The 26,206-nt window shown below is 72.8% G+C and carries 20 protein-coding genes; 7 read left to right on the forward strand and 13 right to left on the reverse strand.

Translation table 11 applies throughout. The features are described 5' to 3' along the window. Nucleotides 1-54 precede the first annotated feature (54 nt). The 7 genes from ACFYPM_RS29530 to ACFYPM_RS29560 form a co-directional block, all read right to left on the reverse strand. Nucleotides 55-2,724 carry a glutamate--cysteine ligase gene (locus ACFYPM_RS29530; protein WP_387203780.1) on the reverse strand — a complete coding sequence of 890 codons (2,670 nt, stop codon included), beginning with the start codon at nucleotides 2,722-2,724 and terminating at the stop codon, nucleotides 55-57. Nucleotides 2,725-2,954: 230 nt separating this feature from the next. Beyond that, the gene (locus ACFYPM_RS29535) at nucleotides 2,955-4,334 is read right to left on the reverse strand and encodes a cellulase family glycosylhydrolase (RefSeq protein ID WP_387203783.1); all 1,380 of its coding nucleotides are present in this window, start codon (nucleotides 4,332-4,334) and stop codon (nucleotides 2,955-2,957) included. A gap of 152 nt (nucleotides 4,335-4,486) precedes the next feature. Beyond that, complete coding sequence (locus ACFYPM_RS29540) at nucleotides 4,487-5,719, reverse strand: VWA-like domain-containing protein (RefSeq protein ID WP_387203785.1); 1,233 nt, start codon at nucleotides 5,717-5,719, stop codon at nucleotides 4,487-4,489. Next, nucleotides 5,716-6,942: an AAA family ATPase gene (locus ACFYPM_RS29545; protein WP_387203788.1), complete on the reverse strand. Its 1,227-nt coding sequence runs from the start codon at nucleotides 6,940-6,942 to the stop codon at nucleotides 5,716-5,718. Before ACFYPM_RS29545 ends, ACFYPM_RS29540 begins: the two co-directional genes overlap by 4 nt. 58 nt (nucleotides 6,943-7,000) lie before the next feature. Continuing rightward, entirely contained in the window at nucleotides 7,001-8,377 is a 1,377-nt protein-coding gene (locus ACFYPM_RS29550) for a hypothetical protein (RefSeq protein WP_387203791.1), read from the reverse strand. A gap of 151 nt (nucleotides 8,378-8,528) precedes the next feature. Beyond that, nucleotides 8,529-9,794 carry a GDSL-type esterase/lipase family protein gene (locus ACFYPM_RS29555; protein WP_387203794.1) on the reverse strand — a complete coding sequence of 422 codons (1,266 nt, stop codon included), beginning with the start codon at nucleotides 9,792-9,794 and terminating at the stop codon, nucleotides 8,529-8,531. A 136-nt stretch (nucleotides 9,795-9,930) separates the two neighbouring features. After that, nucleotides 9,931-10,539, reverse strand: coding sequence for a dihydrofolate reductase family protein (locus tag ACFYPM_RS29560; protein WP_387203797.1), 609 nt, complete (start codon nucleotides 10,537-10,539; stop codon nucleotides 9,931-9,933). 104 nt (nucleotides 10,540-10,643) lie between these two features. Between ACFYPM_RS29560 and ACFYPM_RS29565 the strand changes: the two genes are divergently transcribed. Continuing rightward, nucleotides 10,644-11,621 (forward strand): aldo/keto reductase, encoded by a 978-nt coding sequence (locus tag ACFYPM_RS29565; protein WP_387203800.1) that lies wholly within the window; start codon nucleotides 10,644-10,646, stop codon nucleotides 11,619-11,621. Between the two features lie 22 nt (nucleotides 11,622-11,643). Here ACFYPM_RS29565 and ACFYPM_RS29570 read toward each other — a convergent pair whose 3' ends face one another. Together ACFYPM_RS29570 and ACFYPM_RS29575 are read right to left on the reverse strand one after the other, a co-directional pair. Next, nucleotides 11,644-12,387 (reverse strand): YqjF family protein, encoded by a 744-nt coding sequence (locus ACFYPM_RS29570; RefSeq protein ID WP_387203802.1) that lies wholly within the window; start codon nucleotides 12,385-12,387, stop codon nucleotides 11,644-11,646. Nucleotides 12,388-12,401: 14 nt separating this feature from the next. Then, entirely contained in the window at nucleotides 12,402-13,568 is a 1,167-nt protein-coding gene (locus ACFYPM_RS29575; protein WP_387203805.1) for a winged helix DNA-binding domain-containing protein, read from the reverse strand. A 240-nt stretch (nucleotides 13,569-13,808) separates the two neighbouring features. Between ACFYPM_RS29575 and ACFYPM_RS29580 the strand changes: the two genes are divergently transcribed. From ACFYPM_RS29580 to ACFYPM_RS29590, 3 genes are all read left to right on the forward strand, one after another. Beyond that, nucleotides 13,809-14,732 (forward strand): RNA polymerase sigma factor, encoded by a 924-nt coding sequence (locus ACFYPM_RS29580; protein ID WP_387203808.1) that lies wholly within the window; start codon nucleotides 13,809-13,811, stop codon nucleotides 14,730-14,732. 114 nt (nucleotides 14,733-14,846) lie between these two features. Beyond that, nucleotides 14,847-15,731: an alpha/beta fold hydrolase gene (locus ACFYPM_RS29585; RefSeq protein WP_387203811.1), complete on the forward strand. Its 885-nt coding sequence runs from the start codon at nucleotides 14,847-14,849 to the stop codon at nucleotides 15,729-15,731. Between the two features lie 110 nt (nucleotides 15,732-15,841). Then, nucleotides 15,842-16,303 (forward strand): DUF5709 domain-containing protein, encoded by a 462-nt coding sequence (locus tag ACFYPM_RS29590; RefSeq protein WP_387203814.1) that lies wholly within the window; start codon nucleotides 15,842-15,844, stop codon nucleotides 16,301-16,303. A gap of 63 nt (nucleotides 16,304-16,366) precedes the next feature. On the opposite strand, the gene ACFYPM_RS29595 is transcribed toward ACFYPM_RS29590, so the two are convergent. Further along, nucleotides 16,367-17,947 (reverse strand): DHA2 family efflux MFS transporter permease subunit, encoded by a 1,581-nt coding sequence (locus ACFYPM_RS29595; protein ID WP_387203817.1) that lies wholly within the window; start codon nucleotides 17,945-17,947, stop codon nucleotides 16,367-16,369. Nucleotides 17,948-18,678: 731 nt separating this feature from the next. Here ACFYPM_RS29595 and ACFYPM_RS29600 point away from each other — a divergent pair. Further along, complete coding sequence (locus tag ACFYPM_RS29600; RefSeq protein ID WP_387203820.1) at nucleotides 18,679-19,512, forward strand: helix-turn-helix transcriptional regulator; 834 nt, start codon at nucleotides 18,679-18,681, stop codon at nucleotides 19,510-19,512. Between the two features lie 6 nt (nucleotides 19,513-19,518). Here ACFYPM_RS29600 and ACFYPM_RS29605 read toward each other — a convergent pair whose 3' ends face one another. Then, a complete protein-coding gene (locus tag ACFYPM_RS29605; protein WP_387203823.1) occupies nucleotides 19,519-20,349 on the reverse strand; it encodes an AraC family transcriptional regulator in 831 nt (276 codons plus the stop codon). Nucleotides 20,350-20,399: 50 nt separating this feature from the next. Between ACFYPM_RS29605 and ACFYPM_RS29610 the strand changes: the two genes are divergently transcribed. Beyond that, the gene (locus tag ACFYPM_RS29610; protein ID WP_387203827.1) at nucleotides 20,400-20,822 is read left to right on the forward strand and encodes a DUF2000 family protein; all 423 of its coding nucleotides are present in this window, start codon (nucleotides 20,400-20,402) and stop codon (nucleotides 20,820-20,822) included. 94 nt (nucleotides 20,823-20,916) lie between these two features. Next, nucleotides 20,917-22,530 (forward strand): ricin-type beta-trefoil lectin domain protein, encoded by a 1,614-nt coding sequence (locus ACFYPM_RS29615; protein WP_387203829.1) that lies wholly within the window; start codon nucleotides 20,917-20,919, stop codon nucleotides 22,528-22,530. Between the two features lie 214 nt (nucleotides 22,531-22,744). Here ACFYPM_RS29615 and ACFYPM_RS29620 read toward each other — a convergent pair whose 3' ends face one another. Beyond that, complete coding sequence (locus ACFYPM_RS29620) at nucleotides 22,745-25,273, reverse strand: FtsX-like permease family protein (RefSeq protein ID WP_387203832.1); 2,529 nt, start codon at nucleotides 25,271-25,273, stop codon at nucleotides 22,745-22,747. Then, nucleotides 25,270-26,028, reverse strand: coding sequence for an ABC transporter ATP-binding protein (locus ACFYPM_RS29625; RefSeq protein ID WP_387203835.1), 759 nt, complete (start codon nucleotides 26,026-26,028; stop codon nucleotides 25,270-25,272). Before ACFYPM_RS29625 ends, ACFYPM_RS29620 begins: the two co-directional genes overlap by 4 nt. Nucleotides 26,029-26,206 lie beyond the last annotated feature (178 nt).

Consider the following 26,206-nt stretch of genomic DNA (forward strand, 5'->3'; position numbering starts at 1 on the left):
GTCCAGGTTTGGCGGACCGGGTTGCGAACCGATGACGGGTTGGTCAACCGTGCGTTACACCGAATTCTGCTCGTCTCCACCGAGCAACCAGGTGTCCTTCGACCCACCGCCTCGCGACGAGTTGACGATCATGCTGCCGGCGGGTGCGACCCTGGTCAGCGCCACCGGCGCGACCTCGGCCTGCTCGCCGAGGAACACGAAGGCCCGCAGGTCGACGTGGCGGGGAGCGAGAGCCGTGCCGTCAAAGACCGGGTGGGTGGTGAGCGAGACCATCTCCTGGGCGATCCACCGGTGCGGGGCCGCGAGGATCTGTTCCCGGACGGCGTCCAACTCCTCCTCCTCGGCCCGCGGGCCGATCACCACACGGTCGCCGCCGTACCCGTCGACCGGCTTGAGCACCAACTCATCGAGCCGGTCCAGCACCTCGGCCCGCTGCTCGGGCAGCCCACACAGGTACGTCGGCACGTCTCCCAGCAGGGGCTTCTCGCCCAGGTAGTACTCGATCAGTCGGGGCACGTACGCGTACAGCGCCTTGTCGTCGCCGACGCCGTTGCCCAGGGCGTTGGCGAGCGTGAGCCGCCCGGCGTGCACCGCGGCGAGCAACGGCCAGCCCAGCGGCACCCCGTCGGCGCCGGGCGCGTGCAGCAGCGCCTCCTCGTCCATCCGCAGGTAGATCACGTCGACCCGGCTGCGGGTGCCGGCCCGGACCAACCAGACCCGACCCTCCTGCACCAGCAGGTCGCTGGTCTCGGTCAGCGGCACCGCCATCTCGTCGGCGAGCAACCGGTGCTCGAACCACGCGGGGTCACCCGGGCCGCTGCTGAGCACCACCACGGCGGGATCGTCGGCCGCGGCGGGCGCGGCGGCGATCAGCGCCCGGTACAGCATCGCGGGCGTCTCGTCGGCGGGCAGCAGGTCGTCGGGCACCGGCAGCTCAGGCAGCACCGCCTGGGTGAGCCGCCGGTTCTGCACCGCGTAGCCGAGCCCGGAGGGCACCCGCAGGTTGTCCTCCAGGACGTACCAGCCGCCGTCCGGGTCCCGGACGAGATCGGTCCCGGACACCTGGGCGCGGGTGCCCCGCCGGCCCATCAGCGCGCCGGTCGGGCGCAGCCCGGGTGAGGACTCCACCACCCACGCCGGCACCACGCCGTCGGCCACCACGGCCCGGTCGCCGTAGACGTCCCGGAGGAACGCGTCCAGGGCGTGGGCACGCTGCACCAGGCCGGTGCGCAGGGTCCGCCAGTCGGCGGCCGGCACCACGCGGGGCACCAGGTCGACCGGGAAGAGCCTGGTGCTCGCCTCACCGGCAACGCTGAACGTCACGCCCCGCGCGCGCTGTTCCTCGTCCCGGTCGTGCTCACGCTGGCGGAGGGCGCCGGCACCGAGGTGGCGCAGGGCCGCCAGGATCGGGGCGTACGCCGGCTCCGGCCCGGCCGCTCCGAAGACCTCGTCACCGGCATCGGCGTACGTGGGAAGCACCGGTGGTGTGTGCGTACCCGGCAGCGTCTCGCGGACCCGGCCCCTGGTCTCGGCGAGGAGCAGGTCCACCACGTCGGCCAGCCGGCCGCGACGCTCGTACGCCCGTCGCTGCCGCGCGGCGGAGCTGCCGCGCTCCAGGGCGTACCGGGTCAGCTCTCGGATCTGCTCCCAGTCAGCGGTCGCCTCCAGTTGCGGGCGCAGGTCGGTCACCAGCCGGCGGACCGCCTCGGCGGCCGGCACCGGCCGGGCCGAGCGGGGCAGGTCGAGCAGGTCACCCTCCAGGCCGGAGCGGGCCGCCCGCCACACCGCGGCGCGCAGCACCGGGGAACGCACGGCGGTGCGCTCGACCCCGGCGCGCAGGGCGGCGACCTCGCGCCGGACCAACGCCCGGAACAGGCCGGTGAGCAGGACGATGGTCTCCACGTCGGCGTTGGCGTCGGTGATGCGCAGCTCCACGGTGGGGACGTGCGCCGACGGCCGGACATCGAAGTAGATCATGGCGGGGTCGGTGATCGTCTCGGAGGAGATCAGCTCGGCGACCAGCGCCTCGTGATCCGCCGCGCTGGTCACCTCGCCGGGGTCACCCGCCGTGGGCCAGCGCTGCCAGACCAGCGACCGCATGCTGGCGTAGCCGCTGTCCTGACCCATCCAGTACGGCGAACTGGTCGACAGGGCGAGCAGCACCGGCAGCCACGGCTGGACCCGGCGGGTGACCGCGACGGCCAGGTCCCGGTCGGTCACCCCGACGTGCACCTGCGCGCCGCAGATCAACTGCTCCCGCGCGAGCAGTTGGTACTCGTCGAGCATCCGCCGGTAGCGGGAGGTCGGGGTGACGCTCAGATCGCCGTCGGCCCGCAACGGCACCGTGCCGGCCGCCACGATGCCCAGCCCGGCCCGGTCGGCGACCTGCACGGCCAGTTGGCGCAGTCGGGTCAGCTCGGCGCGGATCTCGTCCAGGGTGCGGCAGACCGCGGTGTTGGTCTCCACCACGCTGCGGTGCAGCTCCGCGGTGAACGAGTCGGCCGGCAGCCGGTCGAGCAACTCTCCCGCCCGGGGCACCAGCTCCCGGGTGTGCAGGTCGACGACGTGGAACTCCTCCTCCACACCGAGCGTGGCGAGATCCGCCGGGTCGCCGTCGTCGAGGGTCGCGGCCGTTCTGGCGCGCGGCGTGGGCAGTGCCCGGCCGTTGCCGGACCGGCTGGTCGGCCCGTCGAACGTTGGCGCGTTCGTGGTGTTGTCGGCCATGGTCACCCCGGTTCGCGTATCGGTGGTCGTGGCTGTCCGACGAGCGTTCCCAGGTTTGGTACCGGGCGTGTTTCCGGTGCGTTAAGGTGGCGGACCGTTCTGCCTCGGGGCCACTCACCGATGGCCGCGCGCTTGGGTGCTCGACACGGGATCGGCAGTGTCGGGGTGTCGCGCCGCAGCGGACACCCCGACATTGGCGATCTGGAGTTGATCAAGCCTGCGCGGCTGGATTACCTCATGTTCGCCACGACGAACGGCGCGTGGCCGTGCAGGTAGTTGCTCCACCCGCCGGTCACCGGCGCGCCGGGGCTGAGCAGGTTTGTCGTGTCGGTGCCGACGTCGAGCTTCCACGCCGTCCAGGAGATGCCGTTCGCCCTCATCCAGTCGATCCAGGACTGCGCCTCCGGTAGGCAGGACCGACCGTCGAGGCCGCCGTCGGCGTTGCTGGCGCCCCACTCGGTGACGAAGAGCGCGAGGCCGGCGCGGATCGCCGCGTCACCCTTGGCCCGCAGTGACGCGCCGTGCGTGCACGAGTAGAAGTGCAGGGTGTACATCAGATTGGTGCCGCTCACGGGGTTGGCGGCCGCCACGTCCACGTCCTGCGACCAGGTCGGCGTGCCGAGCACGACGATGTTGTCCGGGTCGGCGGCGCGGATCGCGGAGACCACCGCCTGGTGGTACGGCTTGATGACGCTGGTCCAGCTCACCTGCAACGGCTCGTTGTACGGCTCCCAGATGACGTTGGGCAGGTGGCCGTAGCGGCGGGCCAGGTCGCCGAAGAACGCCACCGCCTGGGACTGGTTGTTCTGCGCCTCGTGCGCGTGCCAGTCGACGATCACGTACACCCCGGCGGTGACCGCGTTGTTGATGATGGTTTCCACCTGCGCCCGCGCCCTGGTCGGGTCACTCAGGTACGCGCCGGCCGGCTCCACGCCCATGGCCGCGCGGATCACCTGGAGGTTCCAGTTGTCCCGCATCCACCTCAACGCGGAGAGGTTCTCGGCGTACGGGGCGGTCTCCCAGTTGAGCCACATGCTGCTGATGCCGCGCAACTGCACCCGAGCGCCGGACCTGTCGCACATCGTCGTGCCGCAGACCCGGAGCTGCCCGTGCCGCTCGACGGGCGTGCCGGTGCTCGGCGGCGGGGTGGTCGGTGGCGGAGTCGTGGGCGGAGCGCTCGTCGGGGGCAACGTGGTCGGTGGCGCGGTCGTCGGGGGCGTCCCGCCGGTGCAGGACGCGCCGTTGACCGTGCAGTTGAGCGGAGTGCCGGAGCCAGTGACGAGAAAGCCGAACGACGTCGAGGCCCCGGCGGCGAGCGTGCCGTTCCAGGACACGTTGGTGAAGGTGTAGTGGCTGCCGGAGGTCGTCTGCTGCGCGTTCCACGACTGGCTGACGCTCGTGCCGGCCGCTAGGTCGAACTCCACGCGCCAACTGCTGATCTGGGTGGAGGTGTTGTTGGTGACGGTGACCTGCCCCTGGTAGCCACTGCCCCAGGTGTTGGTCACGGAGAACACGGCGGTCGCCGCGCTGGCCGGTGTGGCGAGCATCGCCACCGCACCGGCGAGCAGGCCGGCGACGGCCAGAGTCGTGACAAGTCTCAGAGCGCGCATGCTGAACCCGCTTCGGTCGATCGACGGTGATGGCCTGGGGCGGGGCGGCGCCTGCGCAGACAATATCGATCATCCGCTATGGAATTCAAGGTCGGCCCGCCGATTCTCCCGCTGGCCGGGGTGCCGGCTGCAAAAGCGGCCGCTCGTCGGACTCAGTGCGGCCCGATGGTCACCACCCGCGCCCACTCCGGTGGCCTGGGCGGCACCCGGTCCGCGTCCTCGGTCCACGATGCCCGGCCCCGGGGGAAGAGCCCCACCACCGTGCGCGCCACCGGGCGGGCACGCGGCCAGGGCGTCTGCCCGTCGGTGAGCGCCACGATGACGTCCGGCCGGACCCGCTGCGCACGGGCGAAGCCGGTCCGCAGATCCGTGCCGCCACCGCCGATCAGCGGGATCTCCTCCGCACGACACAGCGCGTGCACGACTCGGGCCGCCGCGTCGCACGGCAACACGCTGACCAGATCGCGTCGACCGCCCAGGGCCCGGGATATCGCCGCCACCTCGAGCAGCGCGCTACCCAGCTCGGCGTCGCTGACCGACCCGGACGTGTCGACGATGACGCAGACCGTCGGAGGTCGGCGGCGCAGGCTGGGCAGGATCACGCCCGGCACGCCCTGGGACCGCCGGGACGGCCGGCCATAGCTGTGATCCGTACCGGTCCCGGCCGCCACCGCCGCCGAGCGGACCGCCGCCCCCAGCAGGTCACGCCACGGCTGCGGGGGGTGAAACGCCTGCTCCGCCCACCGTCGCCAGCCCTGGGGCACGGATCCCGGGTGGCCGGTGATGCCCTCCGCCACCCGGAACCGGACCGCGTCGCGCTCCTGCTCGCTGAGGCCCTGTGCGCCGTCCGGTCCCAGGTCCCACTCCCGTTCCAGCCCGTCCGCGCCACTGCCACAGTCCAACCAGACCAGACCCTGCGTACGCGGACCCAGCCCGAACTGGCGCAGGTAGTCCTCCATCAGCTCCCCCGGGCGGAGCCCCAGCGACGCCGGCTCGACGGCGCCCTCGGGCATGGTCAGCCCGTCACCGAACACGTCGTCGTTGATCTCGCAGTCCGCGGCGATGTTCATCCGCAGCCGCTCCCCCGGGCCGTGCAGCCCCCGGTCCCGGGCGACCCGGTCACCGCGGCCGTGGTGGTCGCGCAGCAGATGCGACACCTCGTGCACCCACACCCCGGCGAGTTGCTCCAACGGGGTGCGGTCCACGAACGTCGGCGAGACGTAACAGCGCCAGTGCCGGTCCACCGCCATCGTCGGCACCTGCCGTGACGCCACCGTGTGCAGGGCGAACAACGCGGTCGCCAGGTAGGGACGCACCCGGGCGGCGTACAGGCGGGCGGCGTACAGCTTGTCGACGTCGAGCGTCGCCGGGACGCCCGCGTTCATCGTCCGGCCCCGGCGGCGGCCGCGATCCGGGTCGCCACCTGGTCGGCTCGCCGGGACAGCGACACCGCCCCGGCCAGGCGTTCGATCGTGGCGGGCACGTCCCAGTTCTCGCGGCGCAGGCTGGCGAGAGTGGTCGCGGGGACCACCACCAGGTCCGGCGCGCCCGTGTCCACGGCCCGCGCCAACAGCACCCACGCCGCGTCCCACCGGGACCGCTCCGGCCGGTTGCGGACCGCGGCCACCACGGCGTCCAACACGGCCTGCCGCAGATCGCCCCGTTCGGGCAGCACCGCGGCGGCCGGGTCAGCCAGCAGGTCCTCCGGGTCGGGCAGGTCCATCCGATCCATACTGGCCAGCAGCTCGAGCCCGGGGCCGTCGCCGACCGTGCCCCGGACCAGGAGCGACAGCACCTCACGGGAGACGCCCGCCGCCGTCGCGAAGGCGGTCAGGCGCAGCGCCATCTCCCAGCTCCGCGGTGACGGCCACGGCCCACCACGCGCGGCGTCGGTGGTGGGCAGCCGGTGCACGAGATCCGGACGGACGGACAGCAGACCGCAGACCGCCCGGCGGGCGAAGGTGACGGCCTCCGGCAGCAGGTCCGGGTCGAGCCGGGGCAGCGCCGCACGCGGCCAGGTGCCACCGAGTCCGCGTACGACGATCTCATGGTCGTGGGTCCACTGGAGATGAACGAAGCGGTTGGCCAACGGTGGACTCAGCTCCCATCCCTCGGCGGCCGACGACCGTGGGTTGGCGGCGGCGACGATCCGTACGCCGGGTGGCAGCCGCAGGGCACCGACGCGGCGTTCCAGGACGAGGCGCAGCAGGGCGGCCTGGACGGCGGGGGGCGCGGTGGACAACTCGTCGAGGAACAGCAGGCCCCGACCCGCCCGGACCAGGCGGACCGCCCAGTCCGGCGGGGCCATCGGGACGCCCTGGGTCGCCGGGTCGTCGCCGACGATGGGCAGACCCGAGAAGTCAGACGGCTCGTGGACGCTGGCGACGACGGTCGTGAGGGGCAGGTCCAGGGTCGCGGCCAGGTGGGTCAGGGCCGCCGTCTTGCCGATGCCGGGCGCCCCCCAGAGCAGGACGGGCAGATCGGCCGCCACGGTCAGCATCAGGGCCGACAGTTGGATGTCGGTACGGGGTTCGGTGGTGGTCGCGCCGAGCAGAGCGATCAGGTCGTCGGCGACATCGAGTTGCGGACTGGACGCAGGCATGGTCATCACCTTGGGGTTGGCGTTGGGTGCGGTGGGGGTCGTACCGGAAGAAGGGGGTGCTCGGTCAGCCGGATGTCGCGTGGCGCGTGCGCCGCCGGCGCACGCCCGAGCGGCGGGGTCCGTCGGCGGTGGGGCCGCGCCCGGCCCCGATCAGGCCGGCCCGGAACAGGCCGTGGGTGACCCGCCGCTGCGCGGCGGACTCGAGTTCGTCGCGCAGGGCGCCGTCGCGCAGCAGCGCCTCGGGGCCGAGCAGGGCCTCGACGGTGGCCAGCGCGCCGACGGTGTCGCCGTGGTCGAGCCGCGCCCGCACGTCGGGAAGGCACTCCGGCTCTCGGTGCGCCTCGTCGACGGCTCGCAGGCAGGGCAGCGGGGTACCGGTGAGCGCGGCCAGCAACTGCTCCCGGCGGATCTCGGCCGGGTCGTGGTCCAGCGCGGCGAGCACCCCGTCGACCAGGCCGATGCGATGCAGGTCGCCTCGGCACGGCACCAGGCGCGGTGCCGAGACCCGATCCGACGCCACCGGGCCCGTGGACACCTGACGTTCGGGCGCCAGCGCCGCCGCGACCAGCGGGTGCAGTTCGGCCGGCTCGATCAGCCCGGTGCGCAGCAGCGCCAGGTCGGGCAGCACCCAGGTCGCCGCGTCGGGCAGCACCGGCAGCCCGGTTCCGTCCGCCCGCGGGCCGACCCGTGCCACGGCGGACCGATCGCCATCCGCGCCTGCCGCACCAGCTTCCGCGTGGACGGGCAGGACCAGCCGGCGTCCGGTGCCGAGCCGCACCGCGACAGCACCACTGGTCCTTCCCTCGGTCGCGAGCAGAAGCGCCGCCTCGGCTGGCCACCGGTCGGTCGCGTACCGGTGCGCGTCGACAGCCGTGACCAGTTCGTCGGGGACGCCATGCGGTGGGACCGAGGCCCGGCCCGCGCCCGATCGGATGCGCAACTCCGTGGTCCGGCGCGCGTCGAAGAGGTGGCGGTGCAGGTCGAGGCGGAACCGCTTGTCGGGGTGCGGATGTCGGCCCGACCCCTCCCACAGGGCGAGGCTGATCCGTTGGCCGGCATCCGCCCAGGCCGGCGGAGTACGGGCCACCAGGTGCACCGTGCCACCGGTGGGCTGCTCCGGGTCGTACCGGATCAGCGAGATGGTCAGGCCCGGACGCAGCAGACCATCGGGGGCGACCCTCGGTAGGTGCCAGCGCAGCAGGTCAGGTGCCAGGTGGCGGAGGTCGGTCCGAAGCCGTGTCGCCAGGTCTCGACCGTGGCAGTGGGCGACCGCTCGCAGGCTGATGTCGGCATCGACACGCGCGGCGGCGCAGGCCCCGCCCCAGTCACCGACCAGGCGGCGAGCACCCGCGCGCTCGATCATGGACGGCGGCACGGCGAACTCGCGCACGCGCCGCCAGAAGGACAGTCGAGAGTCCGCATCCGCGGCCCGGGAGTGCATCAGCACTCACCGTTCGCGGATCGGACCCCCAATCTGGAACGAGAGGAAGTGATCATCGCGGCGGAGCATACCGCCCCGGGTCCCGGCTCCGCCAGAGCCGGCGGTGGCGCGCAGAGCAGCGGACCCGACGTCAGGTCGAGCGAGCTGGTGCTCAGCGGATCCGGGCGGCGACGGCGGCAGCGGCGACGGTTGCCCCGGCGTCGTTGAGGTGCAGGTGATCGCCGTGGTCGTACGCGGGCCGTAGGGCGTCCCGGTCGGCCGGATCGGCGAGGACCCGGTCGAGGTCGACGACGGTGTCGTACGCGCCGCTGGTGCGGATCCACCGGTTCACCTCGTCGCGGACCGCCTCGTTGGCCGGGGTGTCGTAGCCGGTCGCGTTCCTGATGGGCGGCATCGTGGCGCCGATGATGGTGATCCGCTGGGCGTGGGCGGTCCGGATCAGCGCCCGGTGACCGTCGATGAGCTGCGCGGCGGTCACCACGGGTGAGGCGCCACAGCCGAAGTCGGGGTAGCCGCCGCCACCGATGTCGTTGATGCCGATCAGGACGACCACCGAGCGCACACCCGGCTGTCCGAGGGCGTCGCGGCGGAACCGGTCGACGCCCCGCTCGCCGAAGCACGACGAGTCGGCGAGCAGCTTGTTGCCGCCGATGCCGGAGTTGACCACGGCCAGCGGGCGGGCGGCGGCGACAAGGTGCTCGGCCAACTGGTCCGGGTAGCGGTTGTCGGCGCCCGGGGTGGATCCGTAGCCGTCGGTCAGCGAGTCACCGAACGTCACCACCGTCCCCCGGACACGCGGCGACCCGGCGACGTCGACCCCCGCCAGGTGGTACCACGACTGGCTGGTCTCGCCGGAGAACGCGGCGCCACGGTGGTCGAAGCGGTGATCGCCCGCCGCGCGGTACGTGCTGGTGAGCCCGTCCTGGTGGTAGGTCGCCGGGCCGGTGGCGCCGGCGAAGTAGAGCGTCACGGTCAGCGCCTCCAACGCCCGTACCGGCAGGAGCACCGGGTCGGAGGTGGCCTCGGCACCGACGGCCACGGCGGTCGAGCGCCGCCGGTCGAAGGTGACCGGGAGCAGGGTGCCGGGCCGCACCGCCGCCCCGGCGTCCGGCCGGCCCACGGTGGCGCCGGTCAGCCGCAGCGTTTGGCCGCCGTAGCGGTTGGACACGCGGATCCGGATCAGGGATCCGGCCGCGCTGACCCGGACCACCTGCCGAACCGAATCGTCGGCGAAGCCGGACACGGACCAGTTCGCGCCGAACCAGTCGTTGCCCGGTACGGGGTGGTGGTGGGCGACCGACCAGGCCGCCGACCAGGTGACCGGGTTGTCGCGGCTGGTGCTCGCGGCGTTCGCCGGGGCGGCCGACGCCAGCAGGAGCAAAGCGGTGAGTACGGGAAGGAGGCGACCTGTCGACATCAACACGGGAGTGTCCCTTCGGGAAGCTGCGGTGGGTGAACGGCCGCCCGCGGCGGCCGATGTGGTTCACCCTGCGCCGGCCGCCTTACCGTCTGCTTACGGTGTCCGCCGAACCGCCCGCCCTACCCGCGCTTCGCTACAGAACGCTGCCGTACGACGGCTCGCCCGCCACCTCGTACGCGGCGTAGACGACGCCGGCCCTGGTGGTGCGCGACCCGGTCAGTCGCAGCCCCGCCGGGACGGTCCCCTCGGCGAAGAGCCGCTTTCCCTGGCCCAGGACGACCGGGAAGATCAGCAGGCGGTACTCGTCGACCAGCCCGACGGCCCGGAGCGTACGCAGCAGGTCGCTGCTGCCCTGCACGAGCAGCTCACCCTCGGTGCGCTGCTTGAGCGCGGCGACGGTCTCGGCGGCCTCACCCATCAGGACCTCGGTGTTGCGCCAGTCGGCGGTCATCGGGCTGCGCGTCGCCACGTACTTCGGCATGCTGTTGATCTTTGCTCCACCGTCCTCGTCGGGGACGTTGGGCCAGTGCCCGGAGAGGGTGTCATAGGACCTGCGGCCCAGCAGCAACCCGTCCGCGCGGTCGAACACCCCACCCATGATCTCGCCGAAACCCTCGTCTACGTGCGGCGGCAGCCACCCGCCGTGCGGGAACCCGAACGAGTCGTCCTCGCCGGGTCCACCGGGGCCCTGCATCACGCCGTCCAGGGACAGGAACGTCCCCACCACCAGCTTGCTCCCCACGTGGCAGCTCCAATCGCAGGTCAGAGGCAATGGTCAATGGACCGACCATACTGGCCCGCCACAGCGTGTGCGGGCTGCCCGCACCGGGTCGTAGCGTGGGGCGCATGCGAACCACCACGCTGGGCAGCGCAGGTCCCGAGGTCGGCGTCATCGGCCTCGGCTGCATGGGCATGACCCACGCCTACGACGTCACCGGCCCGCGCGACGACGACACCTCGGTCGCGGTCATCCACCAGGCACTCGACCTGGGCGCCACGCTCATCGACACGTCCGACGTGTACGGGCCGTACACCAACGAGAAGTTGGTCGGGCGGGCGCTTTCCGGCGGTCACCGCGAGCGGGCCGTCCTCGCGACGAAGGCCGGGCTGGTGGTCACCTCCCCCACCGGCGGTACTGCCAACCTCGCGAAGATCGGCAACAACGGCCGCCCGGCGCACCTCCGCGTGGCGATCGACGACAGCCTGCGCCGGCTCGGCACCGACCACGTCGACCTCTACCAGTTGCACCGCGTCGACCCGGAGGTGCCCATCGAGGAGTCCTGGGGTGCGATGGCGGAGATCGTCGCGGCGGGCAAGGCACGGCAGATCGGGCTGTCCGAGGTGACGGTGGCCCAGATCGTGCGGGCCCAGGCGGTGCACCCGGTGGCGTCGGTGCAGTCCGAGCTGTCGCTGTGGACCCGCGACCCGCTGGCCGAGGTGCTGCCGTACTGCGTCGAGCAGGGCATCGCCTTCCTGCCGTTCTCCCCGCTCGGTCGCGGTTTCCTGGCCGGCCGGTTCAGCTCGTTCGACGATCTGCCCGCCGACGACTTCCGCCGCGGCCTGCCCCGTTTCCAACAGGACGCGCTGCGCGCCAACCTCGCCATCGTCGCCCGGGTCCGGGGGATCGCCGACCGGGCCCAAGTCAGCCCCGCGCAGGTCGCCCTCGCCTGGGTGGTCGCCCAGGGTGACCGGGTGATCCCGATCCCGGGCACCAAGACCCCGACGTACCTGGTCGACAACTGCGCCGCCGGCGACGTGCGGCTCAGCGCCGAGGACCTGGCCGACCTGGACGCGTTGCCCGCACCCGAGGGCGGCCGCTACTGAGGCTGCGCCGGCCCGGCACCGCTCAGCCGGGCCGCCGCAGTGCCACCGGCGGGCCGAACCTGACCCGGACGCCGGGCGAGTAGAGCACGCTGACCGGCGGCCCGACCGGTGCCGGCAGCCCGGCGGCGGCGACCAACTCGTCGTCCAGGTGCAGCAGCTCCGCCCGGTGCAGCGGCCAGCGCGGATGCCAGTTCGGCAGGTGCAGGGTGCCCCCGTGAGCCCGCGTGTGTAGGCCCCAGCGCGCGGTGACGAAATGTTCAAGGGGGGTCGGGTCGACGATCCGCTCCCCCACCCGCACCACCATCGCACTCGTCGTACCCGCCGGCCCGGGCCAACGTCGCCGGCACCGGTAGCTGCGGCGGTCACCGTCGCGGTCCAACCGCATCGACGACCAGAGGTACGGCAGCCGCAAAGTCGCCCGCGCCACCAGCACCGGCACCAGGCGGGACGCGTCGAGCGAGCGGAACACCACGGCTCGCCGGCCGGTGTCGTCGACCGAGTAGAGCCGGACGTTGGTCTCGGCGAAGGTGCCGAAATACGGCACAGCCGGACCGCGGCCGAAGCCCAGCCCGACCATTCGGAAGCCGATCAGGCCGACGAAGCTCACGCCGTCCATCGTGTCCGGGCGGGTGCCGGCCGGCAGCAGCGGCGCGATGATCTCCGGGGCGACGGCCCAGTGCAGGAAGGTGAGGTCCTCCCAGCGCTGTCGCAGGACCGCCCAGGGGAACGCCTGCCGGGGCGCATGGTCGACCGGTTCGGGATGCACGCTCTCATCCTGACTCAGGCATGTGGGCCGACGTCCACAGTTCCGATTGTCAACGACGGATTGCCTTCCAGAATGTGGCCGATCCGCTCGACCTCCTCGTCCAGTGCCCGGCGGCGAGCGGCGCCAAGCGCCCGCAACGGCTCCACGGTGATGCGGATCGTGCGCCCGCAGCGGCGCTGGTGCCACACCCCGGCGACCGTCCCGTCCACGAGCAGCACCGGAAAGTTGCCGGCCTGTCCTCCGGCCAACGCCCGCTCGGCGGCGGCCCCGGGAAAGAGCCGCTCACGGGGGTGGCAGCCGACCGCGTACGCGTCGAAGTAGGGCAGCAACCGCAACCCGGACGGCGGATCGTCCGGGAAGTCGGTGTCGCCGGCGACCACCCACGCCCGCGTGCCGGCAACGGCGACCTCGGCCAGATCCAGCGACCGGAACACCCCGCTCGCCCACCGCTCGGTCGCCGACAGCCACTTGGCGAACTGGGCCGGAGTGGCCGGCCCGTACGCGTGCAGATAGCGCCGGACGAGGTCGGCCAGCGCCGCCGGGCCGGGCATCGGCGTGAACCCGGGCAGCCAGCGGGCCGGGCTGGTGTAGGTCGTGGCGCGTCCCCGGGTCGGGCCGTGACAGATCACTCCGCCCCGGGTGGCGGCTGACATCGCGGCCATCCACCGGGGCCACTTGTCCTGGAATGCCTCCATGACCCGTTCGCCCGCCCACGAGCCGGTCCGGGCAACGACCTCCTCGGTCAGCTCGGCACCTGTCAGCTCGGCCTCGGTCAACGCGTCGGCGATGGCCGCGAGGACCTGCTCGGTCTGCTCGGCAGTCAACAGCCCACGGCTCTGCTCCCACGGCGGGGCGGGCATCGCGCTCAGCGCGCCGGTCCACATCGGCAGGTCCGCGGCGGCGAGCAGGTGCACCGTCCCGCGCGGACCACGGGTCTTGACCAGGGTGCGGTCGCCCCACACCGCCTGGCGCACCAGGGCACGAGTCGCGCCCGGGACGCGGAGCCCGACGGACAGTTCGGCGGCCGAGGCGACCTGGGCGTGCGCACCGCACATCGTGGACACCACGTCGGCGACGCGGTCCACGTCCGGGTCGGCGTCCGGCGCGGACGCCGCCGGTGCCGAGAGCCCGTGCCGCGCCAGTCGCCGGGCGGACACCTGCGCCCAGCTCAGCTCGGTCACCGCAAGCCCACGCGGACGTCGGCCGCACACGAGGGCAGGGCTTCGAGAGTGCGTCTGGTCATGCCTCCCACGCTACGACCGACGTACGTCACTTTCCGGCAGCCGCCGTCGCCGTGCGGACGACCGTCCGGGTTCCGGCCCAGAGATTGACGCCGTCACCCGTCGTAGGCTGGTGGGGGCGACAGGCACCGAGCAGGCCGCCCAGACCGCCGCGAATGGGACGCACGGGAGGATGTAGGCGTGACGCAGGGTGACACGGAGCTGGTGGTGCTCGCGCAGGCCGGCGACGCGGCGGCGCTCGGTGCGCTGCTGGCCCGGCACGAGGCCGAGATGCGGGCCGTGGCGCTCAGCGTCCTCGGCTACGGGCCGGACGCCGAGGACGCGGTGCAGGACGCGATGCTGGTGGCGCTGCGGCGTATCGGCGACGTCCGCAACCCGGCCGCCGTCGGCCCGTGGTTGCGCGCCATCGTCCGCAACAACAGTCGGACGGCGCTTCGCGGCCCCAGAGCCGTCCCAGTCGCCGAGCCGGAGTGGTTCGCCGGCCCGGCCGGCACACCCACCCCGGAGGAGGCACTGGAACGGGGCGCGATGCGCGACTGGGTGTGGCACGCCATCGGGCGGCTGTCCGAGCCGGACCGGCTGGTCACGCTCCTGCGCTACTTCAGCGACGCGTCCTCGTACGAGCAGATCGCGGCCGTGTGCGGGATCCCGGTCGGCACCGTCCGCAGCCGGCTCAGCCACGCCCGCCGTGCGCTCACCGGCGGCCTGCGCACGGCGGCGGACGCCGCGCACACCGACGTCGCCGCGGCGAGCGAGTCCCGGTGGCGGGAGGGTCGCGACATGATCGCCACGGCGATGGGCGGCGACTTCGACCGGGTCGTGCGCGAGAACTGGTGGCCGAACGCCGAGATGCTCGTCCCGGGTGGCCCGCGCGGTGGCCGTGACCTGGCGGTCAACGGCATGAACCGCGACCTGACCGCCGGGGTACGCCAGCGGCTGCGCAATGTCGTGGCCAGCGGCGACGTGTTGATCTGGGAGACCGACCTGATCAGCCCACCGGACGACCCGGAGCACTGTCCGCCCGCGGCGCTGTGGTTGCAGGTGCTGCGCGAGGGGCGGGTACGCCGCCTCACCCTCTTTCACCCCGTGCCCGCGCTGCGCTGAAAAAACGTCTCCGACCGAGCGAACTTTCCCGTCGACCCAGGCATCTGGTCCGTGTCATGCACCAGTCGCCGTGCCGGCGCACGCCCGCGCGGGTCTCGAATCGGGAGATAGTTCATGGGTTCCACCAGCCACGACGTCAGCGCCCTCGCACCGGGCGCGCACACCTTCCTCGTCGACGGCGTCCGGCAGGTCTACCACGTCGCCGGCACCGGCCCGGTGTGCGTGGCGCACTCCGGCGGCCCCGGCATCGAGTGGGCGTACCTGCGGACGCCGGGCCTGGAAGAGCACTTCACGATGGTGTACGTCGAGCCGGTCGGCACCGGCGCCTCGGGGCGCCTCGACGACCCCGCCGACTACCGTCTCGACACGTATGTCCGGTTCCTCGACGCCGTCGTCCAGCACCTCGGCGCACCCCGGGTGTACCTCCTCGGGCACTCGCACGGCGGTTTCGTCGTCCAGCGGTACGCGCTCGCCCACCCGGACCGGATCGCCGGTCTCGCCCTGTACGACACCTCGCCCGTGACCGGCGCGGAGTTCTGGGCCGAGGCGATGGCCGGGCTGGCCGCGTACCCGCAGCGGCACCCGGACCGGCCGGAGGCGGCGGCGGTCCCGGCGGCCTTCGGACAGATCGGCGCTGCCACCGACGACGAGTCGTTGGCGGCGGCCCTGCGCGCCGCCCTTCCGGTCTACTTCGCGGACTTCTGGGGCCGACAGGACGAGTTCGCCCCGTTCCAGGCCGCTGTCCGGATCTCGTTGGCGCCGGCGAGCGCGCAGGACCCGACGCCCTTCGACGTGCGGGAGGACCTGGCGGAGATCGCCGTGCCCGCCGTGGTGATCGTCGGCGCGTACGACTTCATCTGCCCCCCACGCCGCGCCGAGGAACTGCACGCGGGCCTCAAGGACTCGCGGCTGGTGCTGCTGGAGCAGAGCGGGCACTTCGCCCACATCGAGCAGCCGGCGGAGTTCACCGCGGCCGTGGTCGAGCTGCTCAGGCGCTGAACCGGTGCGGCCGAGGGCGGTTCGTCACAGCGGGCACGCCTCGGCGCTCGCCGGCGTTGCACGGTCATAGGCTGGGCACTTTGGTGCACCGTGACGAAGAGGAGACCGCCGTGAGCCAGACCGAACGGATGGATTCCGTCGACGAGTGGAACGTGGCCGAGGACGACGGAGTCCTGGACGCCTCCGACACCCTCGACGACGACCGGGTCGGCGACCCCCTCGACACCGGCATCGTGGCCGAGGACCACTGGACCGCCGCCAACCGGTTCGGCACCACGCCGGCCGAGGAGCGGGCGGGCGAGTCCGTGGCGCAGCACCTCGCCCAGGAGGTGCCGGATGTCGACCCCTACGCCGAGGGCGACGACGACGAGGACGAGCTGACCCGCCGGGGGTACGAGAGCGAGGCCCGCGCGGGCCGCCTCGTCGCCTACGACGAGGGTGTCCGGGAGGATGACGAGGCCGAGTCGGTGGCGTGGGACGCCGGCATCGACGCGGGTGGGGCAAGCGCCGAAGAGGCCGCGATCCACGTGGTCGAGGACCCGGACGGACCCGGCGACGGCCCGTTGCGCTGATTCGCTGCCGCGCCCGCCGCGCTCACCTCCGGAGGAGGCGCTGAGCGCGGCGGGCGCGTCGCATCAGTGGATGACGACGGGCGTCCGGACCTGCTCGCCCTGCGGGTCGTCGAGTTGCGCCGGCTGACGTCGGCGCGGCAGCAGGGCCGCCGGGACGAACGTGAGCACGACAAGCGCGAACGCGACCCAGAACGTGGTGGCGAACGACTTGGCGGCGAAGTCGAGCCCGCGCTCGATGATCGACGGGTCCACCGGCATCTGCTGGAGCAGCTCCGGCCGCTGCTGGGAGGCGATGGCCAGCCCGGCCTCGGTGATCGGCTTGCCGCTCTCGTCCACCAGGCCGGGGATCGGCCGGGATCCGTTCAGCTCGTTGGTGAGGATCACCGACATGACGGCGGCACCGACCGAGCCGCCGATCTGCTGGAGGATGTTGACAAGCGTCGAGCCGCGCGCCACGTCGTCGGCCGACAACGTCCGCAACGCCGACGTCATGATCGGCATCATCGTGCCGCCCATGCCCAGGCCCATCACGAACAGCGAGCCCTCGAGCAACAGGTACGAGGTCTGCGGATCGACCTGGGTGAAGCCGAAGAACCCGATGACGATCAGCGCCAGCGCGAACGGGACGGTCCGCCCGATCGGCACCCGGTCGGCCAGGATGCCGGCGATCGGCATGGTGAGCAACGCGCCGATGCCCTGCGGGGCCATCAGCAGACCGGCGGTCAGCGTCGTCTCGCCACGCACCTGGAGGAAGTAGCTCGGGAACAGCAGGCCGGCGCCCATGAACGCGATGATGAACACGAACAGCGTCAGCGAAGCGATGGTCAGGCTGCGGTTGCGGAACAGCCGCAGGTCGAGCAACGGGTGCCGGGGCTTGAACGAGTAGAGCACGAACGCCACCACCAGCGCGCCGCCGACGAGCATCGGCGCCCAGACCTTGGTCGCGGCGAAGGTGCCCGCCTCCGGCAGCGACGACACGCCGTAGAGGAAGAGCGCCAGGCCCGGCGAGAGCATGAGCATGCCGACGAAGTCGAACGACTCGGACGGCTCGGGGGCGTCCTTCGGCAGCGCCATCTGCGCGTAGATCAGGCCGACGACACCGATCGGCAGGTTGATCAGGAAGATCCAGTGCCAGCTCGCGGTGTCGATCAGCCAGCCGCCGAGGATCGGGCCGCCGATCGGCCCGAGCAGCATCGGGATGCCCAGGACGGCCATCAGTCGGCCGATCCGGTGCGGCCCCGCCGCGCGGGTCATGATGGTCATGCCCAGCGGCATCAGCATGCCGCCGCCGAGGCCCTGGAGCACGCGGTAGCCGATCAGCTCGCCGATCGTGTCGGCGGTGGCGCAGAGCCCCGACCCGATGGTGAACAGGGCCAGCGCCACCATGTAGAGGCGCTTGGTGCCGAACCGGTCGGCCGCCCAGCCGCTGAGCGGGATCACGGTGGCGAGCGCGAGGGTGTAGGCGGTCATCGTCCACGCGACGCGGGCGTACGACGCGTCGAACTCGTCCTGGAATCTGGGCAGCGCCACACTGACCACTGTCACGTCGAGGATCGACATGATCGCGCCGAGGACGACAACGCCTGCCACCTTGAGCACCGCGCCGTCGAGTTTGTCCGATGTCGCGACGGATTGCTGTGTCACTAACTCTCCTGAAGTCGATTGAGCGCCGAATGGTGGTGGCGACGTGCCGTGCCTGCGCCGGCGCGTGACGCGAGGTACCGGGGGCGTCGACGCGCGCTGGCAGACTAACCGTCAGTTGTGACGGTTCGCCGCCGGGTTTCGTGACCACCTGGCGGCGAAACGATCGGCCGTCCCGTTCCGGCCGGACGTCGGGGTGTCGATCAGCGAATACCACCGCGGGCTAGAGCAGCGAGTAGCACCGCGCGCTAGAGGCGGATCGCGGTCCGGATCAGCCCGGCGAGGGCCGGGGACCGACTGTGCGGCGGCCACGCGATCACCGTCGTCACGGTTGGCGCGTCCAGCACCGGCACGGCGACGAGATCGCGGCGCAGGTCGGCCCGGCAGGACTCGGGCAGGACCGCCGACGCTCGGCCGAGCGCGATGAGCTGGTACAGCTGCGCGCTGTCCCGTACGGTCCACCGACCGCAGTAGCTGAGCGGGCGCGGGGCGTGCCGGAACCTGGCCGTACGCCTGACCGGTCGCGGAGCCCGACAATGGTCGAGGGAGCACCCTGCGTGGCGGCGGTGCCTCGGCCGTCGAGCTCGCTGCGATGGCGCCCTCGACAGGCCCGCCCGGCGCCGGCGGTCCAGGCCGTCCACTCGCGGAACATTGCACCCCTGCGCGCCTGTTGCACCCGTTGTGCCGGCCACCGCCGGCACCCACCAATCCGACCGGGTGAAGGATGAGACACCGTGGACCGCGCCCAGCTCGCCAGCTTCCTGCGCACCCGGCGGGAGGCACTCCAGCCCGAGGACGTCGGGTTGCCCCGGGGCCAACGTCGGCGTACCCGTGGGCTACGGCGCGAAGAAGTTGCCACGTTGAGCGGAATGTCCACCGACTACTACGGCCGGTTGGAGCAGCAGCGGGGGCCACACCCGTCGGAGCAGATGCTCTCCGCCCTGGCCCGGGGCCTGCGGCTCTCCCGGGCCGAACGGGATCACCTGTTCCAACTCGCCGGCCACGCCGTCCCCCACCGGACGGTACGGGCTGACCACGTCAACCCGGGAATGATGCGGATCCTCGACCGGATGCACGACACACCGGCCCAGGTGGTGAACCACCTCGGCGAGACCCTGGCGCAGACCGCGCCGGCCATCGCCCTGCTCGGCGACGAGACCCGGCACACCGGGCTGGCCCGCAGCGCGCACCACCGCTGGTTCACCGACCCGGCGGCGCGGCGGCCGCACCCGGCGGAGGACCACCACACGCAGAGCCGCCTGCTCGTGGCGAGCCTGCACGCCTCGTACACCCGCGATGGCCGGGGGTCACGGGCCGCGACCCTCGTCGATGATCTCCTGGCCCGGAGCCCGGAGTTCGCCCAGCTCTGGCGGGAGCACCCGGTGCCGGCCGGCCACTGCCCGCCGAAGCGCTTCCTGCACCCGGAGGTCGGGGCGTTGGAGTTGCACTGTCAGACCCTGGTGGACCCCGACGAGTCCCAGACGTTGCTGGTCTTCACCGCGGTGCCCGGGTCGGTGAGCGACGAGAGACTGCGGCTGCTCACCGTCATCGGCGGACAGCTCGCCTGATCGCGGTCAGCCCTCGCCGGAGCGTTGGGTTCGTCGCCGGGCGCTCGGGTAGCGCGCCGGGCTGACGCCCAGGTGCCGCCGAAAGTGGCGGTTGAGGTGCGCCTGGTCGAAGAAGCCGGCCGCGACGGCGACCGCGGCGGGCCGCTCCCCGGCGAGGAGCAGGCGGCGCGCCAGCTCGACCCGGCGACCGGTCAGGTACGAGTGGGGTGGCACCCCGTGCGCATGGGTGAACGTGCGGACCAGGTGGGTCGGGTGGGCGTGCAGCTGCTCGGCGGCCTCCCCCAGCGTGACGCCCTCGACGGTCCGGGAGTCCAGCAGCTCCCGCAGTCGGGCCGCGAGGCCACCAGCGGGCGGCGCGAGGCTGACCGGGGTGCGCTTGTGGAGCTGCCCGCGCAACCGGTCCAGGATGAGCGCGAGCCGACTCTCGGCCTCGAACTCGTCACCGGGTGCGGCGAGCACCCGGTGCAGGTGGTCGATCCGGTCGCGCAGCCGTGGGTCGGCCAGGTCCGGCTCGTCGACCGCCCGGCCGACCAGCTCGGCCCCGAGCGCCGAGGTGTCGAGGTACAGGACCCGCTTGCGGAACCCGTTCGCGGTGGCGGAGCGGCCGTCGTGCGGCACGTACGGCGGCAGCAGGGTGACCGAGGTGCGCAGCGCGCCGTGTCGGTGTCGGTCGAGGTCGAAGCGGACCGCGCCGTCGTCGACGATCAGCAGCGTCCACACGTCGTGGATGTGCCGGGGGTAGGCGTGGTCCACGAAATGGGCGTGGAAGACCTCGGCGACCCCGGCTACCGCAGGTCGCCACGCGCTGACGTGCGAGCCCGGCGGGCGGGTGGCCACGCTAAGAACGTACAAGACCGGTCGGTGTCGCGGCGGGCAGGCTCGACGCCATGACCACACCGATCCGCTATCCCACGAAGATCGCCGTACTGCTCCGCAACGACCTGGCGAGCTGGCAGCGGCTCAACGTCACGGCCTTTCTGGTCAGTGGCATCGCGAACGCCGTGCCGGAGCTGCTCGGCGAGGAGTACCGCGACGCGGACGGGACCACCTACCTGCCGATGTTCGGCCAGCCGGTGCTGGTCTTCGCCGGTGACCGGGCCACCCTTGTCGGCGCGCACGCGCGCGCCCTGGCCCGTGGGTTGCGGATGGCGGTCTTCACGTCGGAGTTGTTCGCCACCGGCAACGACCGGGACAACCGGGCCGCAGTGCAGGCCGTCGGCCGGGACAAGCTCGACCTGGTCGGCGTGGCGCTGCACGCTCCGCGCACCGTGGTGGACAAGGTGCTCAAGGGTGCGTCCATGCACCCTTAGGGCGTGTGGGGCGACGAAGACATTGATATCCGTGCGTACGACTGTAATGATAAACACACTTTACAGTTGTTTCGCCGCCCCGGAAGGACCCCACATGGCGCGACGATTGGCCGGGCCCCTGCCCCGCCGCCCCCGCATCAGACTGACCTCCGCGCTCGCCGCGGCCCTGCTCGCCGTACCGACCGGCCTGACGGTCGGCGGCGCACCCGCGATGGCGGCCGCGACGGGCGCCATCACCGGATACGGCGGCAAGTGCGTCGACGTGGCCGCCGCGAACCCGGCCAACAACACAGCGGTCCAGCTCTACACCTGCAACGGCTCGACGGCGCAACAGTGGACGGTCGGCGACGACGGCACGATCCGGGCGCTGGGCAGGTGCCTCGACATCGCCGCCGCCAGCACCGCCAACGGCGCCCGGGTGCAGATCTACGACTGCAACGGCACCGGGGCGCAGCAGTGGTCGTCCACCGCCGGGCAGGTGGTCAACCCCACCTCCGGCAAGTGCCTCGACGCGACCGGCCAGAGCACCGCCGACGGCACCCCGCTCCAGATCTGGAGTTGCACCGGCACCGCCAACCAGACCTGGACGCTGCCCACCGGCGGTGGCACCACACCACCCCCGTCCGGTGGTTTCACGCACCCCGGCGTGCTGGTCAGCCGGGGTCAGCTCGACTTCGTCCGCGGTCGGGTGCAGGCCGCCGCGCAGCCGTGGGCGTCGGCCTACAGCCAGATGATGGGCAGCCGGTACGCCTCGCTGTCGCGCACCCCGGCACCCCGCTCGGTGGTCGAGTGCGGCTCCTACTCCAACCCCAACAACGGCTGCACCGAGGAGCGGGAGGACGCAATCGCCGCGTACACCGACGCGCTCGCCTGGTACGTCACCGGCGACGCCCGGTACGCGCAGAAGTCGATCCAGATCATGGACGCGTGGTCGGCCACGATCACCGCGCACACCGGCAGCAATGCCCCGCTGCAAACCGGCTGGGCGGCCTCGGTCTGGCCCCGGGCCGCCGAGATCATCAAATACACGTACACGAGCTGGCCCAACGCCAACCGCTTCGCCACCATGCTGCGCAACGTCTACCTGCCGGTGGTGCGCAACGGCTCGAACAGCAACGGCAACTGGGAACTGACCATGATGGAGGCGGCGGTCGGCATCTCGGTCTTCCTGGACGACCGCAGCGCCTACGACGCCGCCGTCACCCGCTTCCTCAACCGCACCCGGGCCTTCGTCTACCTGCCCAGCGACGGCGCGCTGCCGTACACCACGCCCGGCAGCGGTCTGGACACCAGCTCGGAGATCATCGGCTACTGGCAGGGCCAGTCCACCTTCGTCGCCGGCCTCGCGCAGGAGACCTGCCGCGACTTCGTCCACACCGGCTACGGGATCTCCGCCATCTCGCACGTCGCGGAGACCTCCCGGATTCAGGGACGGGACCTGTACCCGCAGGTCGGTGAACGGTTGCGCCAGGCGCTCGGCCTCCACTCCCGCTACCAGCTCGGCGAGGCACCGCCCTCCTGGCTCTGCGGCGGCAGCCTCACCCGGGGCCTGGGGCCGATCACCGAGGTCGGCTTCAACGCGATGAGCACCCGGCTGGGTAACGTCATGACCAACACGCAGACGCTCACGCTGCAACAACGACCGGCCGGCACCAACAACCTCTTCGTCGCCTGGGAGACGCTGACCCACGCCAACAACCCCAGTTAGGGCGGGTGTCGAAGTCCTCGGCCGAGCCGAGGCGGAGTCCAGGCGGCGGTCCGGCAAGGCGGAGACTGGTCTGGATACCGGTGTTGTATCCGGGCCGGTCTCCAACGCGGCCGGTCGTCGTCTGGGCCCGCCGCAGGCCGGCCAGGGGATTTGACACCCGCCCGAGGGCCTGCCGTGAGCCGGCGCCACGTTGCGGTGCCGGCCCACGGGGTGCTCAGTTGTCGGCCCCCAGCGCCACCACCGGGCTGACCCGCGACGCCCGACGGGCCGGCAGCACCCCGGCCAGCGCGGTCAACCCGACGAGCACCACGAACAGCCCGGCCAGCGGCAGCAGGGGCGCGGTCAGCGGTGCCTCGATCCCGAGGGCCTGGACCGCCAACCAGGCGTACGGGACGCCGAGCACCAGGCCGATGGTCGCGCCGATCACCCCGTACAGGCCGGACTCGACGGTCAGCATCGTGCGCAGGCCCGTCCGGGACAGGCCGATCGCCCGGAGCAGACCGGATTCGCGGATCCGCTCCACCACCGACAGCGCGGTCGTGGAGCCCACGCCGACGACCGCGATCAGCACGGTCAGGCCGACCAGGCCCACCGCGATCCAGACCAGGGTGCGCACCAACTCGCCGTGGCGGTCCCGTTCGTCGGCGAGCACCGCGAGGCCCACCCCTTCGCTGCCAGCGATCGCCTGCCGCAGCGCCCGCACGCCGGCGGTGCGACCGTCCTCGCCGGCGCCGGCCGCGTCGGCCAGCAGACCGGTGTACGCGGCCGGCACGCCGATCCGGTCCAGGTCGGCCGGATCGGCGAGGATGCCCGCGTGCAGCGGGCCGTTACCGGGCAGGACCGCGGCCACCCGCACCTCGACCCGACCGGCGGCGACAGCGAGCGTGACGGTGTCGCCGGCCCGCAGACCCGCGTCCCGGGCGACCCAGCTGTTGAGCACGATCCGGCCAGGGCCACGATCGGCCAGGGTGCCCTGGGCCACGTCCAGGTCACCGGTGCTCGGCAACGCCGCCAGGTCCAGGTCGCTTGTCGGGTAGGCGGCCTCGACGTCGCCGAGCTTGTCGGCGCCGCGCAGCAGCGTGGCGTCGCCGACCATCCGGTACGGCACCACCCGGGCCAGTGCGCCGCGCGCCGCCTCGGCCCGGGTCACCAGGTCCGGCGGCAGCGGCTGACCGTTGCCGGTGACCTCGAAGTCGGTCGGCGCCGAGAGCGCCATCTCGCGGTCGGCGAGGATCTGCAACGACGCACCGCCGATGACCACCCCGGAGATCAGGGTCACGCCCAGCGCCACCACGACGGAGACCGCGGCCGCGCGGCGCGGCGCCCCGCCGATCCCGCCGACCGACATCCGCCCGAGCGGCCCGAGCTGGCGCAGCGGCCAACCGACCACGGCCAGCACCGGGCGCACCAGCAGCGGTCCGAGGGCCACCAGCGCGAAGAACGCCAGCGCGCCGGACGCGACAAGCAGGAGCAGTGGCCTCGACGGGTCGTATTCCGACTGGTCCGGCTTCGGCAACCGGCTGATCGTGGCGAGGGCCGCCAGGACCGCGCCGGCGGCCAGGAGCAGGCCGAAGACCAGACGCAGCACACCGATGCCGCGCCGGCCCGCGGTGACGCTCGCCGTCCGCAGCGCCTCCAGCGGCGAGACCTGGGCGGCCGAGAGCGCCGGTGCCAGCACGGCCAGCACGGTGATCACCACGGCGCCGACCACCACCGTGATCGCCGCCGCCAGGGGCAGGCCCGGCGAGGAGACCTCGTGGCCGGTGGCGCGCAGGATCGCCGGCAACGCGTACCCGAGGGTGAGGGCGCTGGCGACCCCGACGACGCCGGCGACCAGCCCGGTCAGGGCGCCCTCGGCGGTCAACGCGCCGACCAGGGTGCCCCGACTCGCGCCGACGGCCCGCAGCAGCGCGAGCTGCCGCATCCGCTGGGCGAAGACGATGCGGAAGGTCGAGGTGACCACCAGCGCCGCCGCGGCGACCGCGATGGAGACGAACACGCCGACCAGGATGAAGAGCTTCCCGACCTGCTCGGCCGCCGCGTTGGCCTCGGCGTCGCGCACCTGCGCGCCGGAGCGGATCGGCTGGCCGGCGACCGCCGCGCTCACCCGTCGCCGGACGTCCTCCGTCGAGGCGTCCGGAGCGACCCGCACGTCGACGCGCTCCACCCCCGTCAGGCGCGCCCAGGCGATCACGGCGCTGTCCGGGGCGTACGCGTCGTAACCGGCGTCGGCGCCGACCTCCACGACGCCGGTCACGATCAGGGGAGCTGGTGTGGTGAGTTCGCCGCCGGTACCGCTGGTGGTGGTGCCGACCGAGAGCCCGAGCCGCTCGGCGGTACGCGGGGTGATCGCGATCTCGCCGGGCTGGTCCGGGTAGCTCCCCTCGATCACCCGGACCGTGCTCAGCGGGCCACGTCCCGGATCGGCCTGGAGGTTGAGGTACCCCGCGCCGATGGAGACCCCGGTCGCCACCCGGGCCACCGCCTCGGCCACCCCGGGCACGGCCCGGATCTGCCGCACGTCCGCCGTGGGTGGCGGCACGTCGACGCTGCCGATCACCAGGTCGGTGCCGGCCGGGGTGCCGCTGAGGTTGTCCCGCACGGTCCGCTCGGTGATCTGCTGCACCAGCACGGTGCCGAAGACGACGAAGGAGGCGACCAGGATCGCCAGGCCGGTCAGAATCAGCCGGCCGGGCCGCCGGGCCGCGGCGCTCGTCTGGGTACGCAGCACTGTCGCCCTCACGCGCGGGCCGCCAGCTCACGCAGCGCGTCGGTGACCGACACCTGGTCCGGCCGGTCGATCTCGCCGGCGACCCGGCCGTCGGCGAGCAGCACCACCCGGTCGGCGTAGGCGGCGGCGATCGGGTCGTGGGTGACCATGACGACGGTCTGGCCGAGGTCGCGTACCGAGTCGCGCAGGATGGTGAGCACCTCCGCGCCGGAGCGGGAGTCGAGGTTGCCGGTCGGCTCGTCGGCGAAGACCACCTCGGGCCGCGCCACCAGGGCGCGGGCCAACGCGACCCGCTGCTGCTGGCCGCCGGAGAGTTCGCTGGGCCGGTGGTCGAGCCGGTCGCCGAGGCCCAGCACCCGCACCAGGTGCGCGAGTAGTTCGGCGTCGGGCTGGCGGCCGGCGAGGTCCAGCGGCAGGGTGATGTTCTGCGCGGCGGTGAGCTGCGGCAGCAGGTTGAAAGACTGGAACACGAATCCGATCCGCTCCCGGCGTACCCGGGTCAGCGTCCGGTCCGACTGGCCGGTCAGTACCGTGCCGCCGAGCAGGACGCGGCCGGAGGTAGCCGTGTCGAGGCCGGCGAGGCAGTGCATCAGCGTCGACTTGCCGGACCCGGACGAGCCCATGATGGCGGTGAACTCGGCCCGGCCGAAGCCGACCGAAACCCCGTCCAGGGCACGGACGGCGGTGTCGCCGCTGCCGTACACCTTCACCAGGTCGACCGCGGCGACCGCGGCGTGGCTGGTCTCCGGCGGGGCGTGGGTTGTCATTGTTCCTCCAGTGGCTGCGATGTGGCTGGACAGCCGGTGGCTGCGAGTTGGCTGGACAGCCGGTGGCTGCGAGTTGGCTGGACAGCCGGTGGCTGCGATGTGGCCCGGACAGCGTCGCCGCCACCGGCGGGTGGGCACATCGGCCCGTGGCCGGGTATCGCCAGTGCCGGGTCTGTCT

The sequence above is a fragment of the Micromonospora sp. NPDC005203 genome (assembly GCF_042872705.1).
Classification (GTDB): domain Bacteria; phylum Actinomycetota; class Actinomycetes; order Mycobacteriales; family Micromonosporaceae; genus Micromonospora.